Origin of the sequence: Methylobacterium dankookense, from assembly GCF_902141855.1 — a bacterium.
Lineage (GTDB): Bacteria > Pseudomonadota > Alphaproteobacteria > Rhizobiales > Beijerinckiaceae > Methylobacterium > Methylobacterium dankookense.
The window spans coordinates 46,398-60,075 of record NZ_CABFVH010000007.1 but is presented as its reverse complement, the minus strand read 5'-3'; the positions used below and the strand labels follow the sequence as shown (position 1 = coordinate 60,075).

General features: G+C 69.1%; 13 protein-coding genes and 1 tRNA gene. 11 read left to right on the top strand and 3 right to left on the bottom strand.

Annotated features, from left to right (window positions below):
• Window positions 1–6: 6 nt before the first annotated feature.
• The 3 genes from MTDSW087_RS08130 to MTDSW087_RS08120 form a co-directional block, all read right to left on the bottom strand.
• A complete protein-coding gene (locus tag MTDSW087_RS08130) occupies window positions 7–885 on the bottom strand; it encodes an aldose 1-epimerase family protein (protein WP_144762768.1) in 879 nt (292 codons plus the stop codon).
• A gap of 75 nt (window positions 886–960) precedes the next feature.
• Window positions 961–2,718 carry an ABC transporter ATP-binding protein gene (locus MTDSW087_RS08125; RefSeq protein WP_144762766.1) on the bottom strand — a complete coding sequence of 586 codons (1,758 nt, stop codon included), beginning with the start codon at window positions 2,716–2,718 and terminating at the stop codon, window positions 961–963.
• Window positions 2,719–2,945: 227 nt separating this feature from the next.
• Window positions 2,946–3,022 (bottom strand) — tRNA-Asp (locus MTDSW087_RS08120).
• A 362-nt stretch (window positions 3,023–3,384) separates the two neighbouring features.
• Between MTDSW087_RS08120 and MTDSW087_RS08115 the strand changes: the two genes are divergently transcribed.
• The 11 genes from MTDSW087_RS08115 to nuoK all read left to right on the top strand — a co-directional run bounded on the left by MTDSW087_RS08115 (window position 3,385) and on the right by nuoK (window position 13,610).
• Window positions 3,385–3,750, top strand: a complete 366-nt coding sequence (locus tag MTDSW087_RS08115) for an NADH-quinone oxidoreductase subunit A (RefSeq protein ID WP_109950907.1) — start codon at window positions 3,385–3,387, stop codon at window positions 3,748–3,750.
• 39 nt (window positions 3,751–3,789) lie between these two features.
• A complete protein-coding gene (locus MTDSW087_RS08110; RefSeq protein ID WP_142581964.1) occupies window positions 3,790–4,377 on the top strand; it encodes a NuoB/complex I 20 kDa subunit family protein in 588 nt (195 codons plus the stop codon).
• 7 nt (window positions 4,378–4,384) lie between these two features.
• A complete protein-coding gene (locus MTDSW087_RS08105; RefSeq protein WP_144762764.1) occupies window positions 4,385–5,032 on the top strand; it encodes an NADH-quinone oxidoreductase subunit C in 648 nt (215 codons plus the stop codon).
• 12 nt (window positions 5,033–5,044) lie between these two features.
• Entirely contained in the window at window positions 5,045–6,235 is a 1,191-nt protein-coding gene (locus MTDSW087_RS08100) for an NADH-quinone oxidoreductase subunit D (protein WP_144762762.1), read from the top strand.
• Between the two features lie 24 nt (window positions 6,236–6,259).
• Entirely contained in the window at window positions 6,260–7,558 is a 1,299-nt protein-coding gene (gene nuoE, locus MTDSW087_RS08095) for an NADH-quinone oxidoreductase subunit NuoE (RefSeq protein ID WP_144762760.1), read from the top strand.
• Between the two features lie 9 nt (window positions 7,559–7,567).
• Complete coding sequence (gene nuoF / locus MTDSW087_RS08090; RefSeq protein WP_144762758.1) at window positions 7,568–8,869, top strand: NADH-quinone oxidoreductase subunit NuoF; 1,302 nt, start codon at window positions 7,568–7,570, stop codon at window positions 8,867–8,869.
• A 40-nt stretch (window positions 8,870–8,909) separates the two neighbouring features.
• The gene (nuoG, locus tag MTDSW087_RS08085) at window positions 8,910–10,979 is read left to right on the top strand and encodes an NADH-quinone oxidoreductase subunit NuoG (RefSeq protein ID WP_144762756.1); all 2,070 of its coding nucleotides are present in this window, start codon (window positions 8,910–8,912) and stop codon (window positions 10,977–10,979) included.
• Window positions 10,980–10,987: 8 nt separating this feature from the next.
• Complete coding sequence (gene nuoH / locus MTDSW087_RS08080) at window positions 10,988–12,010, top strand: NADH-quinone oxidoreductase subunit NuoH (protein WP_144762754.1); 1,023 nt, start codon at window positions 10,988–10,990, stop codon at window positions 12,008–12,010.
• A gap of 25 nt (window positions 12,011–12,035) precedes the next feature.
• Window positions 12,036–12,524 (top strand): NADH-quinone oxidoreductase subunit NuoI, encoded by a 489-nt coding sequence (gene nuoI, locus MTDSW087_RS08075; RefSeq protein WP_066921602.1) that lies wholly within the window; start codon window positions 12,036–12,038, stop codon window positions 12,522–12,524.
• A 138-nt stretch (window positions 12,525–12,662) separates the two neighbouring features.
• On the top strand, window positions 12,663–13,283 hold the full coding sequence (locus MTDSW087_RS08070; protein WP_144762752.1) for an NADH-quinone oxidoreductase subunit J: 621 nt from the start codon (window positions 12,663–12,665) through the stop codon (window positions 13,281–13,283).
• A 21-nt stretch (window positions 13,284–13,304) separates the two neighbouring features.
• Window positions 13,305–13,610, top strand: coding sequence for an NADH-quinone oxidoreductase subunit NuoK (nuoK, locus tag MTDSW087_RS08065; protein ID WP_003598182.1), 306 nt, complete (start codon window positions 13,305–13,307; stop codon window positions 13,608–13,610).
• Window positions 13,611–13,678: the final 68 nt, after the last annotated feature.

Genomic DNA, 13,678 nt, shown 5'->3' with positions numbered 1-13,678 from the left:
CGCGCCTTAGTCCTCGAGAGTGAGGCGCACCGCGTGCCGCGCCTCGGCGCCCGCAGCGAGGCTGCGCTGCGAATCGCGCTCCGACAACGGGCCCGTGAAGCCGGCCCAGTCGGCATGGCCGGTCCAGCATTCGAGGGACAGGAAGGGCGCCGTCGGCTTCGTCCACACGGCGAGATGGGGGAAATCCTCCATCGCCATGCGGATCGCCCGGCCGCCTGGGCCCGTGAACCGCATCACGCGGCTGCGCGCCTCGCGGAACACCAGAGCCTCCGTGAAGAGGGCGGGATCGAGGGGCAGTGTATCGCCCACGAGCGGCACCGGCCGCTCGGCCCGCAGGAGCAAACCGCCTTCCCCGACCTCGGGGGCGGCCGGCCGCTCCGGATGCTCGAAGACCACGGCGTAGCCGCCATCCTTCGCGCGTTGCCCTTCGGCGAAGGGCCAGGGAAAGGCCGGATGGAAGCCCAGCGCGTAGGGCAGCGCGTCGGGCCCCGGATTGCCGACCACGACCTCGAAATCGAGCCCACGCTCGCGAACCTGCGCCGTGATGTCGAGCCGGAAGGCGAAGGGGTAATGCGCGCGGGTCTCCGGCCCGTCCTCCAGGCGCAGCGTCACGGCGTCCGCGTGCCGCGACACCACCGTGAAGGGCAGGTCGCGGGCGAAGCCGTGCTGAGCCATCGGATAGTCGCGGCCCGCGACGCGGACATGGCCGCCGGCCGAGGCGCCGACCACCGGGAAGAGCCAGGGCGCGTGCCGGTTCCAATGGGCCGGGTCGCCGCTCCAGAGATACTCCCGATCCCCGACCTGCCAGGAGACCGGCTCTGCCCCGTCGAGAGCGATCCGGGCTGTAGTCCCGTCCCGTGCCGTCAGGTCGATGGTCTCGCGCATCTCGATATCCCGTGTCGTGTCGGAGACGTTCCTACGCGATGCCGCGGGCGGCGGGCCAGTACGCCTTGGCCGGAATCAGGCGGCCGCCGACGGGCCGAGATGCGGCAGCACCGCGGGCAGGGGGCCTGACGCGACGATGCGGCCGCCTTCGAGCACGTGGACCGTGTCGGCACCCTCCAGGCTGGTCAGGCGGTGGGCGATCATGATGAGCGTGCGCCCGCCCGCGAAACGCCGTAGGGCCGCCATCACCGCCGCTTCCGTCTCGCCGTCGAGGGCCGAGGTCGCCTCGTCGAAGACCAGCACGTCGGGCTCATGGTAGAGCGCGCGGGCGATGCCGATGCGCTGGCGCTGACCGCCGCTGAGCCGCGAGCCGCGCTCCCCGACCCGTGCGGCGTAGCCATCGGGAAGGGCCGCGACGAAGTCGTGCGCCCCCGCGACGCGCGCCGCCCGCTCGACCCGTTCCATGTCTGGCGAATCGAGGCCGAGCGCGATGTTCTCGGCAACGGTGCCGTCGATCAGGAACACCTCCTGCGGAACGTAACCGATGTGGTTCTGCCAGGCCGGCAGGTTCTCGGGCCCGAGCGGCAGGCCGTCCACGCGGATCCGGCCCTCGCCGGGGCTGAGCAGGCCCAGCAGCAGGCCGACGAGGGTGGACTTGCCCGAGCCGGTGCGGCCGACGAGCCCGATGGTCGCGCCGGCCGGGATGGTGAGGTCGATGCTTGAGAGCGCCGCCCGCCCGGGCTCGTAATCGAAGCCCACCGTCTCGAAGCGGATCGAATCGCGGAACGGCAGACGCTCCGGGCCGCGCGGGGGCGCAGCGGCCTCGCCGCGCAGCTCGTCCATGATCAGGCGCACGCCGGGCAGATGGAATCGGAGCAGCGCCAGGGAGTTGAAGATGTTCTGGAAGGCCGGCAGCATGCGGTAGCCGGCGAAGGCGAAGAGACCCAGCAGCGGCAGGATGCCGGCGGTGTCGAGCCCCTGGGCGAGGGCGAACAGCACGACGACGATGACGCCGCCGAAGGCCAGCGCCTCGATGACGAAGCGCGGCATCTGCCCGGTGACGAGGCTCGCCGCGCTGTCGCCGGCATAGGCGCGGGCGGGGCCGTCGAACCGGCTCGCGAAGCGCTCGGCGCGCCCGTAGAGCTTGAGCTCGGTCAGGGCGCCGAGCGTCTCCTGCACCACCCGGAAGCGCATCTCGTTGTCGGCGACCGCCCGCGCGCCGATCCGGGCGAGGCGCGTGCGCACGAACAGGAAGATGCCGACATAGAGGCCGCCGAAACCGCCGCCGAGCACCAGGGCGAGGCGCGGCGCGTAGGCGACGAGGAAGAGGATCACGGCGAGCGCCGACACGACGCGCGAGGCGATCACGGTCAGCGGCGTCAGCACGCCGACCACGAGGCGGTCCGTCTCGCTGAGCACGTTCTTGGCGAGTTCCGCGCTGTTGGCCTGCGCGAAGAACAGCCGCTCCCGCGCGATGTAGCGGAAGAGCAAGCGGCGGGCGAAGCCGTAGCCGACCCGATGCGTGAACAGGAGTTGAGCGTAGGTGAGCCCGGCATTGGCGACCGCGGTGATGAGAATCGCGGCGAGCGCCGCGATACCCGTCGCCAGCAGGAAGGTGCGCGGCTCGGCGAGGCCGAGCGCGTCGCGCCAGGCGCCGAGCCAGGGCAGCCTGTCGGCGGCGCCCGGGTCGCCGACGAGCGTAAGGAACGGGATCACCGCGGCGACGCCGACCACCTCCAGCAGGCCCGCGCCCGCGAGCCCGATGGCGATGAGCAGCAGGCGCCTGCGATCCGCCGGCGACAGGGCGCGCAGGAGTTCGATCAGCGGACGCATCAGCAATGGGAATGGGGATTTGCCATGGGGCCCGATACGGTCCCGCGCCGCCCCTGTCCACGCGAGGCTGGAGGACCCGGCGTGAACGGTTCGGGGAATCGGGCCGGAGAGATCGGTCTGCGCACAGACATGGCAGCAGACTGCGCGGCGGAGAGCAGCAAGCGTCGACGCGAGAACTGCGTCTGAAGGCTTTCGGATTTTAGGGAGAGGCTGTAAGCCTGGAAACGTGGCGCGGGCGACGGGGCTCGAACCCGCGACCTCCGGCGTGACAGGCCGGCACTCTAACCAACTGAGCTACGCCCGCGTGGCGTGGCCGCCTCTGTTTTCGGCGACGTGGCCGCCTCGTGTCGGCGACGAGGCGGGGTTTATGGGGGGCCGGGCGGGCTGTCAAGCAGCCTGTCGCGGCTTTTCGGAAATCCGTTCGCGCGGCTCCGAAACCGGCACGGCCAGGCTCCTGGCCCTGCGCGCATATGCCTGGATGCGGGCGGCGGGACACCGCCCCATCTCTGTCGCGGACAGTCGGTTTGTGCGACGCGCAATGCCCTTGTCTCACCCCGGCTGCTCGACTAAGCCTCCGCCACGCGCACTCTGGCATTGGAGCAATTCCATCCGCCGGCGGGGTCGGGCCCGATGGCGCTGCGGTCTCACACGGTTGCGGAGCGTCGCATGACCGGTCTTCTGGCGGATTACCTGCCGCTCATCGTCTTCATCGGCGTGTCGCTGTTCATTGCCGCCGCACTCCTCGTGGCGCCGTTCCTGGTGGCCTACAGCAGCCCGGACCCGGAGAAGCTCTCGGCCTACGAGTGCGGCTTCAACGCGTTCGACGACGCGCGCATGAAGTTCGACGTGCGCTTCTATCTGGTCGCCATCCTGTTCATCATCTTCGATCTCGAAGTGGCCTTCCTGTTTCCCTGGGCGATCACCTTCGGCGAGCTCGGCTGGCTCGGCTTCTGGTCGATGATGGTCTTCCTCGGGGTGCTCACGGTCGGTTTCGTCTACGAGTGGCGCAAGGGCGCCCTCGAGTGGGACTAGAGACGACCGCCGCCCCGCCGCTCGCTCCTTGAGGCATCCATGGCCTTCACGCCTGAACTCTCTCGCGCCCCAACGATCGCCCCGCAGGCGAAGGGCATCATCGATCCGAATACCGGCCGCCCGATCGGCGCCGACGACCCGACCTTCCTCTCGATCAGCGACGAGCTCGCCGACCGCGGCTTCCTGCTGACCACCACGGACGAACTCATCAACTGGGCGCGCACCGGCTCGCTGATGTGGATGACCTTCGGCCTCGCCTGCTGCGCCGTCGAGATGATGCAGATGTCGATGCCGCGCTACGATTGCGAGCGCTTCGGCTTCGCCCCGCGCGGCTCGCCGCGCCAATCCGACGTGATGATCGTGGCCGGCACGCTCACCAACAAGATGGCCCCCGCGCTCCGCAAGGTCTACGACCAGATGCCGGAGCCGCGCTACGTCATCTCGATGGGCTCCTGCGCCAACGGCGGCGGCTACTACCACTATTCCTACTCCGTCGTGCGCGGCTGCGACCGGGTGGTGCCGGTGGACATCTACGTGCCCGGCTGCCCGCCGACCGCGGAGGCGCTGCTCTACGGCGTCCTGCTGCTGCAGAAGAAGATCCGCCGCATCGGCACGATCGAGCGCTGAGGCGGCCATGACGAACGGCATCTCCATCCTGCCCCACACCCAGCCGACGCTCGGCGACGCGGCGCTGCAGACTCTGTCCGACCGGGTCGCGGGTGCCCTCGGGCCGGCGGTCGTCGAGCGCACCATCGCCTTCGGCGAGCTGACCCTCGTGGTTCAGGCCTCGGACATCGTCTACGCGCTGACCTATCTGCGCGACGATCCGGCCTGCGCCTTCCGCTGCTTCATCGACATCTGCGGCGCGGATTATCCGGGCCGCGAGCGGCGCTTCGACGTGGTCTACCACCTGCTCTCCCTGCGCCATAACGCGCGCATCCGGGTGAAGGTGCAGACCGACGAGGTGACGCCGGTGCCCTCCGTCATCGACGTCTTCCCCTCGGCCAACTGGTTCGAGCGCGAGACCTACGACCTCTACGGCATCCTGTTCTCGGGCCATCCGGACCTGCGCCGGCTGCTGACCGATTACGGCTTCGAAGGCCATCCCCTGCGCAAGGACTTCCCGCTCACCGGCTTCGTCGAGGTCCGCTACGACCAGGACGAGGCGCGCGTCGTCTACGAGCCGGTGAAGCTCACGCAGGAGTTCCGCAACTTCGACTTCCTCTCGCCCTGGGAAGGCACGGATTACGTGCTGCCGGGCGACGAGAAGAAGTCGGCCTGATCGGGCGCGGCCATGACCGAGCACAACATCCGCAACTTCGCGATCAATTTCGGCCCCCAGCACCCGGCGGCGCACGGCGTGCTGCGCCTCGTGCTGGAACTCGACGGCGAGGTGGTCGAGCGCGTCGATCCGCATATCGGCCTCCTGCATCGCGGCACCGAGAAGCTGATCGAGTACAAGACCTACCTGCAGGCGACGCCCTATTTCGACCGGCTCGACTACGTCGCGCCGATGAACCAGGAGCACGCCTTCTGCCTCGCGATCGAGCGGCTCGCCGGCATCGAGGTGCCGCGCCGGGCCAAGCTCATCCGCACCCTCTACTGCGAGATCGGCCGGCTGCTCTCACACCTCCTCAACGTGACGACGCAGGCCATGGATGTCGGCGCGCTCACGCCTCCGCTCTGGGGGTTCGAGGAGCGTGAGAAGCTGATGATCTTCTACGAGCGCGCCTCCGGCGCGCGCATGCACGCCAACTATTTCCGCCCCGGCGGCGTGCATCAGGACCTGCCGCCCAAGCTGATCGAGGACATCGAGGCCTTCTGCGAGACCTTCCCGCAGGTGGTGGACGACCTCGACGAGCTCGTCATGGGCTCGCGCATCTTCAAGCAGCGCAACGTCGATATCGGCATTGTCTCGGTGGACGAGTGCATGGCCTGGGGCTTCTCGGGCGTGATGGTGCGCGGCTCCGGCATTCCGTGGGACCTGCGCAAGTCGCAGCCCTACGAGGCCTACGAGGAGATGGAGTTCGACGTCCCCGTGGGGAAGAACGGCGACACCTACGATCGCCAGGTGATCCGCATGGAGGAGATGCGCCAGTCCGTGCGCATCATGAAGCAGTGCTGCGCGAAGCTGCGCGAGCCGGCCGGCCAGGGCCCGATCGCGGCCATCGACGGCAAGTTCGCGCCGCCGCCGCGCCGGGAGATGAAGCGCTCGATGGAAGCGCTCATCCACCACTTCAAGCTCTACACGGAAGGCTTCCACGTGCCGCCCGGCGAGGTCTACGCCGCGGTCGAGGCGCCCAAGGGCGAGTTCGGCGTGTATCTGGTCTCCGACGGGACCAACAAGCCGTACCGCTGCAAGATCCGCGCTCCGGGCTTCGCCCATCTCCAGGCGATGGACTGGATGTGCCGTGGCCACCTCCTTGCCGACGTGTCCTGCGTGCTCGGCACGCTCGACATCGTGTTCGGCGAGGTGGACCGCTAGAGCCGGACGAGTTCGGAAGAGACGATGGCCAACCGCAGACTAGCCCCCGCCGCCGAGCAGCCCGCGAGCTTCGCGTTCACGCCGGAGAACGACGCGTGGGCGAAGGGGCAGATCGCCAAGTACCCGGAGGGGCGCCAGGCCTCGGCCGTGATCCCGCTGCTCTGGCGCGCGCAGGAGCAGAATGGCGGCTGGCTGCCGCAGAAGGCCATCGAGGCGGTCGCCGACACGCTCGGCATGCCGCATATCCGCGTGCTGGAGGTCGCGACCTTCTACACGATGTTCGCGCTGGAGCCGGTCGGCCGCTACTGGATCCAGGTCTGCGGGACGGTCCCTTGCGATTCCTGCGGCGCGCGCGGGCTCAAGGAGATGCTGCACGAGCGCCTCGGCCCCTCCGGCCATGTAGACGCGAACGGCGTCTTCTCCTGGCTGGAGGTCGAGTGCCTCGGTGCCTGCTGCAACGCGCCGATGGTGCAGATCAACCAGGACTATTACGAGGACCTGACGCCCGAATCCCTCGGCAAGCTGATGGACGACCTCGCCGCCGGCCGGCCCGTGAAGGTCGGCTCTCAGACCGGCCGCAGCGCCTCCGAGCCGCTCGGCGGCGCGGACACGCTCACCGACCCGACCCTCTTCGACGGCTCCCGCATCGGCGCGTGGCGCAAGCGCTTCGAGCAGACCGAGGCCTCCCAGGGCGGTGGTGACGAGGCCAAATCCTCCGAGCAGCGCGCGGCGACCGATCCGAAGCCGGCGCATCCCGATTCCGGCCGCACCACGGAGCGGGCGCCGACCGACGCGCCGGCCCAGCGCGCGGCTGCCGGCCAGGAGCCGGTGAAGGCCAGTGACCGCGCCGACGCGACCCGGGGCGAGGCTGCCCCCAAGGCGATCAAGGATCTGGAGCCGGCGGCCGCCGAGGCCGGCGCGCAGTCCGGCCTGCCGCGCGACGTGCCGCCGCCGCCCCCCGCTACGTCAGGCGCGAGCGACGCCGAGAAGGCGGCCGAGGCCGAGGAGGCCCGCGTCTCCGAAACGCTCGCGACCCTGCCGAAGGATGCGAGCCCCGAGCAGAAGGCCGATGCGGTCGGCACCCGCCCGAAGGCGCTCGACGCCGCCCGCGCCGGCACGCCCGACGACCTGACCCGGATCAAGGGAATCGGTCCCGGCAACAGCACCAAGCTCAACGAGCTCGGCATCTACCATTTCGACCAGATCGCCGCCTGGAGCCCAGCGGAGATCGCCTGGGTCGGCACCTATCTCGCGTTCCCCGGCCGGATCGACCGCGAAGATTGGGTCGGCCAGGCGAAGGCCCTGGCTCCGTCGGGGCAGTGAGGATCTGACATGCTCTCCGATCAGGATCGCATCTTTACCAACCTTTACGGCCTGCATTCGCCGGGCCTCGAAGCCGCGAAGAAGCGCGGCGCCTGGGACGGGACCAAGTTCCTCCTGGAGATGGGCCGCGACTGGATCATCGAGGAGATGAAGGCCTCGGGCCTGCGCGGCCGCGGCGGCGCGGGCTTCCCCACCGGCCTCAAATGGTCGTTCATGCCGAAGAAGACGGATGGGCGCCCGCACTATCTCGTGGTCAACGCCGACGAATCGGAGCCCGGCACCTGCAAGGACCGGGAGATCATGCGGCACGATCCGCATCTCCTGATCGAGGGCTGCATGCTCGCCTCCTTCGCGATGGGGGCGCATGCCTGCTACGTCTACATTCGCGGCGAGTACGTCGCCGAGAAGCACGCCCTGCAGAAGGCCGTCGATGAGGCCTACGAGGCGCGGCTCGTCGGCCAGGACAACGTCCACGGCTATCCGTTCGACATCTACGTCCACCACGGCGCGGGCGCCTATATCTGCGGCGAGGAGACGGCGCTGCTGGAGAGCCTCGAGGGCAAGAAGGGCATGCCCCGGCTCAAGCCCCCGTTCCCGGCCAATATGGGCCTCTACGGCTGCCCAACGACGGTGAACAACGTCGAGTCGATCGCGGTGGCCGGCACCATCCTGCGCCGCGGCGGCGCCTGGTTCGCGGGGCTCGGCGGCAAGAACAACACCGGCACGAAGCTGTTCTGCGTCTCCGGCCACGTCAACAAGCCCTGCAACGTCGAGGAAGAGCTCGGGATCACCTTCCGCGAGCTGGTCGACAAGCATTGCGGCGGCATGCGCGGCGGCTGGGACAACCTGCTCTGCTCGATCCCCGGCGGCTCCTCGGTGCCGCTGGTGCCGGCCGACCAGATCATCGACGCCAAGATGGATTTCGACACGCTCCGCGGCCTCGGCTCCGGCCTCGGCACCGCGGCGGTGATCGTGCTCGACAAGTCCACCGACATCGTCGAGGCGATCACGCGGATCTCGTACTTCTACAAGCACGAATCCTGCGGCCAGTGCACGCCCTGCCGCGAGGGCACCGGCTGGATGTGGCGCGTGCTCACCCGCATGGCCCATGGCCGCGCGCAGAAGCGCGAGATCGACATGCTGTTCGAGGTCACGAAGCAGATCGAGGGCCACACCATCTGCGCGCTCGGCGACGCCGCCGCCTGGCCGGTCCAGGGCCTGATCCGGCACTTCCGGCCCGAGATCGAGAAGCGCATCGACCGCTACACCGCCAACCCGCACACGGACCCCGTGCCGATGGCCGCGGAGTGATCCGCTCCGCGCCCGCGCAGTCCGAGCCCGAGAAAGACAGATGACGAAAATTCTCGTCGACGGCATCGAGGTTGACGTCCCGGCCGAGTACACGCTGCTCCAGGCCTGCGAGGTCGCGGGCGCGGAGATCCCGCGCTTCTGCTTCCACGAGCGGCTGTCGATCGCCGGCAATTGCCGCATGTGCCTGGTCGAGCTGAAGGGCGCGCCCAAGCCCGTCGCCTCCTGCGCCTACTCGGTGAAGGATTGCCGGCCGGGTCCCAACGGCGAGCCGCCGGAGGTGCTGACGCGCTCGGGCGGTACGAAGAAGGCGCGCGAGGGGGTGATGGAGTTCCTCCTCATCAACCACCCGCTCGATTGCCCGATCTGCGACCAGGGTGGCCATTGCGACCTGCAGGACCAGGCAATGGCCTACGGGGTCGATTCGACGCGCTACAAGGAGAACAAGCGCGCGGTCGAGGAGAAGTATATCGGCCCGCTGGTGCGGACGGCGATGAACCGCTGCATCCACTGCACCCGCTGCGTACGCTTCCTGGCGGAGGTGGCCGGCGTGCCGGATCTCGGCGCGATCGGCCGCGGCGAGGACATGGAGATCACGAGCTATCTCGAACAGGCGATGGGCTCGGAGCTTCAGGGCAACGTCGCCGACCTCTGCCCGGTGGGCGCGCTCGTGCACAAGCCGCAGAGCTACAACGTCCGGCCCTGGGAACTGTCCAAGACCGAATCGATCGACGTGATGGATGCGGTGGGCTCGGCGATCCGCGTCGATGCCCGCGGGCGCGAGGTCATGCAGATCGAGCCGCGCGTCAACGAGGACATCAACGAGGAGTGGATCTCCGACAAGACCCGCCACGCGGTGGACGGCCTGCGCGTGCAGCGCCTCGACCGGCCCTTCCTGCGTGAGAACGGCCGCCTGCGCCCGGCCTCGTGGGGCGAGGCCTTCCGGGCCATCGCGGCCAGGCTGAAGGGGGCGGATCCGAAGCGCGTGGGCGCCGTCGTCGGCGATCTCGCCGCGGTCGAGGAGGCCTTCGCCCTCAAGCAGCTGATGACGGCGCTCGGTGTGGCGAATCTCGATTGCCGGCAGGCCGGCCCCGGCCTCGATCCCGCGCTCGGCCGCGGGGCCTACACCTTCAACCCGACCATTCCCGGCATCGAGCAGGCCGACGCGATCCTGCTCGTCGGCACCAATCCGCGCCTGGAGGCCTCGCTCCTCAACGTCCGCATCCGCAAGCGCTGGCGCATGGCGCCGCTTGCGGTCGGCCTGATCGGCGAGCCGGCGGACCTGACCTACCCCCATGTCCAGATCGGCGCCGGGCCGGATTCGCTCGCGGCCCTGGCTCGCGGAGAGCACAGCTTCCTCGACGCGCTGAAGGCGGCGCAGCACCCGCTGATCGTGGTCGGCGAGGCGGCTGCCAACCAGCCCGGCGTGCTGGCGGCGGCGGCGAGCCTTGCCCGCGAGGTCGGCGCGGTGACGCCCGCTTGGAACGGCTTCGGCATCCTCCACCACGCCGCGGCCCGCGTCGGCGCGCTCGATCTCGGCTTCGTGCCGGGTGAGGGCGGGCTCGACTTCGCGGGGATCGTCGGCGGCGGCGTTGAAGTGCTGTTCAATCTCGGCGCGGACGAGTGCGAGATCGCGCCGGGCGCCTTCGTCGTCTACCAGGGCACCCATGGCGACCGCGGCGCGCAGCGCGCCGACGTGATCCTGCCGGGCGCCGCCTATACCGAAAAGAACGCGACCTACGTGAACACGGAAGGGCGCGTGCAGATGACGAACCGCGCCGGCTTCCCGCCGGGAGATGCCCGCGAGGATTGGGCGATCCTGCGCGCCCTGTCCGACGTGCTCGGCCACAAGCTGCCCTACGATTCGCTGACCGCCCTGCGCCGCGCCCTCTACGCGGAACACCCGCACTTCGCCGCCCTCGGCACGGTCGCGGAGACCGACGTCGCCGGCGCCGTCGAGGGGCTGGCCGGCCGGAGCGGGGAGGGCGCCCGCAGCGCCTTCGCCTCGCCGGTGCGCGACTTCTATCTCACCAACCCCATCGCCCGCGCGTCGCGGGTGCTCGCCGAATGCTCGAGCCTCGCCCGCGGGCGCGCGCTCGAGGCGGCCGAGTAGGAGGCCCTATGACCACCTGGGACGTCATCGGGACCGTGCTCCTGATCGCGCTGAAGAGCTTCGTGCTCCTCGCGCTGCTCCTCGTCTTCATCGCCTACGCGCTGCTCGCCGACCGCAAGATCTGGGCGGCGGTGCAGCTGCGCCGCGGCCCGAACGTGGTCGGGCCCTTCGGCCTGTTCCAGTCCTTCGCCGACCTGATCAAGTTCGTGATCAAGGAGCCGGTCATCCCGGCCGGCGCCAACAAGGGCATCTACCTGCTGGCGCCGCTCGTCTTCGCGACGCTGGCGCTCGCCTCCTGGGCGGTGATCCCGCTGGCGGAGGGCTGGGCGATCGCCGACATCAATGTCGGCATCACCTACATCTTCGCCATCTCGTCGCTCGGCGTGTACGGCGTCATCATGGGCGGCTGGGCCTCGAACTCGAAATACGCCTTCCTCGGCGCCCTGCGCTCGGCCGCGCAGATGATCTCCTACGAGGTCTCGCTCGGCTTCGTGATCATCTGCGTGCTGCTCTGCGCGGGCTCGCTCAACCTCTCGCGCATCGTCACCGCGCAGGACACCGCGCTCGGCATCTTCGGCTGGTACTGGCTGTGGCTGTTCCCGATGTTCGTGGTGTTCTTCATCTCGGCGCTCGCCGAGACGAACCGCCCGCCCTTCGACCTGCCGGAGGCCGAATCGGAGCTCGTGGCTGGCTACATGGTCGAGTATTCCTCGACGCCGTACCTGCTCTTCATGCTCGGCGAGTACGTGGCCATCATGACCATGTGTGCGCTCGGCACGGTGCTCTTCCTCGGCGGCTGGCTCTCGCCGATTCCCTTCGCGCCCTTCACCTGGGTGCCCGGCGTGATCTGGTTCGCGCTGAAGGCGAGCTTCCTGTTCTTCATGATCGCCATGGTGAAGGCCATGGTTCCGCGCTACCGCTACGACCAGCTCATGCGGCTCGGCTGGAAGGTGTTCCTGCCCCTGTCGCTGATCTCGGTGATCGTCGTGGCCTTCGTCCTCAAGCTCACCGGCCTCGCGCCGGGGGCGTGATGCCAGCACAATCGGAGATTCGGGCATGAAGCTCGATCAGGTCGCCCGGAGCCTGCTGCTCAAGGAGTTCGTGTCGGGGTTCGTCCTCGCCATGAAATACTTCTTCAAGCCGAAGGCTACGATCAACTATCCCTTCGAGATGGGTCACCGCGGGCCGCGCTTCCGCGGCGAGCACGCCCTGCGCCGTTATCCCAACGGCGAGGAGCGCTGCATCGCCTGCAAGCTCTGCGAGGCGATCTGCCCGGCCCAGGCCATCACCATCGAGGCGGGCCCGCGCCGCAACGACGGCACGCGGCGCACGACCCGTTACGACATCGACATGGTGAAATGCATCTATTGCGGCATGTGCCAGGAGGCCTGCCCGGTGGACGCCATCGTCGAGGGACCGAACTTCGAGTTCTCCGTCGAGACCCGCGAGGAGCTGCTCTACGACAAGCAGAAGCTCCTTCTGAACGGCGACCGCTGGGAGCGCGAGATCGCCCGCAACATCGCGATGGACGCGCCCTACCGCTGAGGCGGCCACGCGTCCCCCGCGCCGAGGCTTCCCAACCTTGTGCGGCGCGGGACCCGGTTCTATAGGACGGCCAGCCCGCGCTGGCCGTTCGTCCCACGAGGCAGAAGGGGCCGCGCGAGCGGCCGACCCGACACGCGCATGACCGCAGCAGCCGCCTTCTTCTACCTGTTCGCGGGCGTCGCCATCGCCTCGGGCTTCATGGTGATCGCCTCCCGCAATCCGGTCACCTCCGTCCTGTTCCTGATCCTCGCCTTCGTGAACGCGGCCGGCCTGTTCGTGCTGATGGGCGCCGAGTTCCTCGCGATGATCCTGATCGTCGTTTATGTCGGCGCGGTCGCGGTGCTGTTCCTCTTCGTCGTGATGATGCTCGACGTGGATTTCGCCGAGCTGCGCGACGGCTTCCAGCGCTACCTGCCGGTGGGCGGCCTGATCGGGGTCGTGTTCCTGATCGAGATCCTGCTCGTGGTCGGCTCCTGGACCATCGATCCGGGCCTGGTGCAGGCGCCGCTCGGCAACGTGGCCGCGGGCGAGAACATGACCAACACGGCCGCGCTCGGCCGGGTGCTCTACACGGAATACGTCTACTTCTTCCAGCTCGCCGGCCTGATCCTGCTGGTGGCGATGATCGGCGCCATCGTGCTGACCCTGCGCGACCGCCCCGGCGTCAAGCGCCAGGACATCGCGGTGCAGAACGCCCGCACGCAGGCCACGGCGGTGGAGACCCTCAAGGTCCCCTCGCGCCAGGGCGTCGAGGTCTGAACGGCCGAAAGGGCAACGCACATGATCGGCCTGAGCCACTACCTGACCGTCGCCGCAATCCTGTTCACGCTCGGCGTGCTGGGGATCTTCATCAACCGCAAGAACGTCATCGTGATCCTGATGTCCGTGGAGCTGATCCTGCTCGCGGTGAACATCAATCTCGTGGCGTTCTCCACGCATCTCAACGACATCACGGGGCAGGTCTTCGCCCTGTTCGTCCTCACGGTCGCCGCCGCCGAGGCCGCGATCGGGCTCGCCATCCTGGTCGTCTTCTTCCGCAACCGCGGCTCCATCGCGGTCGAGGACGTGAGCATGATGAAGGGCTAGAGGCGGCTCGACGCGCTTCGCCCTTTTCCACGAAACGCGGGGTGCGGCGTCGCCGCCTCCGAGGCCGG

What these genes read in the sequence shown, in the direction of transcription:
- MTDSW087_RS08130 (WP_144762768.1), bottom strand. Translation starts at nt 885, where the DNA reads ATGCGCGAGACCATCGACCTGACGGCACGGGACGGGACTACAGCCCGG.
- MTDSW087_RS08125 (WP_144762766.1), bottom strand. Translation starts at nt 2,718, where the DNA reads ATGCGTCCGCTGATCGAACTCCTGCGCGCCCTGTCGCCGGCGGATCGC.
- MTDSW087_RS08115 (WP_109950907.1), top strand. Translation starts at nt 3,385, where the DNA reads ATGACCGGTCTTCTGGCGGATTACCTGCCGCTCATCGTCTTCATCGGC.
- MTDSW087_RS08110 (WP_142581964.1), top strand. Translation starts at nt 3,790, where the DNA reads ATGGCCTTCACGCCTGAACTCTCTCGCGCCCCAACGATCGCCCCGCAG.
- MTDSW087_RS08105 (WP_144762764.1), top strand. Translation starts at nt 4,385, where the DNA reads ATGACGAACGGCATCTCCATCCTGCCCCACACCCAGCCGACGCTCGGC.
- MTDSW087_RS08100 (WP_144762762.1), top strand. Translation starts at nt 5,045, where the DNA reads ATGACCGAGCACAACATCCGCAACTTCGCGATCAATTTCGGCCCCCAG.
- nuoE (WP_144762760.1), top strand. Translation starts at nt 6,260, where the DNA reads ATGGCCAACCGCAGACTAGCCCCCGCCGCCGAGCAGCCCGCGAGCTTC.
- nuoF (WP_144762758.1), top strand. Translation starts at nt 7,568, where the DNA reads ATGCTCTCCGATCAGGATCGCATCTTTACCAACCTTTACGGCCTGCAT.
- nuoG (WP_144762756.1), top strand. Translation starts at nt 8,910, where the DNA reads ATGACGAAAATTCTCGTCGACGGCATCGAGGTTGACGTCCCGGCCGAG.
- nuoH (WP_144762754.1), top strand. Translation starts at nt 10,988, where the DNA reads ATGACCACCTGGGACGTCATCGGGACCGTGCTCCTGATCGCGCTGAAG.
- nuoI (WP_066921602.1), top strand. Translation starts at nt 12,036, where the DNA reads ATGAAGCTCGATCAGGTCGCCCGGAGCCTGCTGCTCAAGGAGTTCGTG.
- MTDSW087_RS08070 (WP_144762752.1), top strand. Translation starts at nt 12,663, where the DNA reads ATGACCGCAGCAGCCGCCTTCTTCTACCTGTTCGCGGGCGTCGCCATC.
- nuoK (WP_003598182.1), top strand. Translation starts at nt 13,305, where the DNA reads ATGATCGGCCTGAGCCACTACCTGACCGTCGCCGCAATCCTGTTCACG.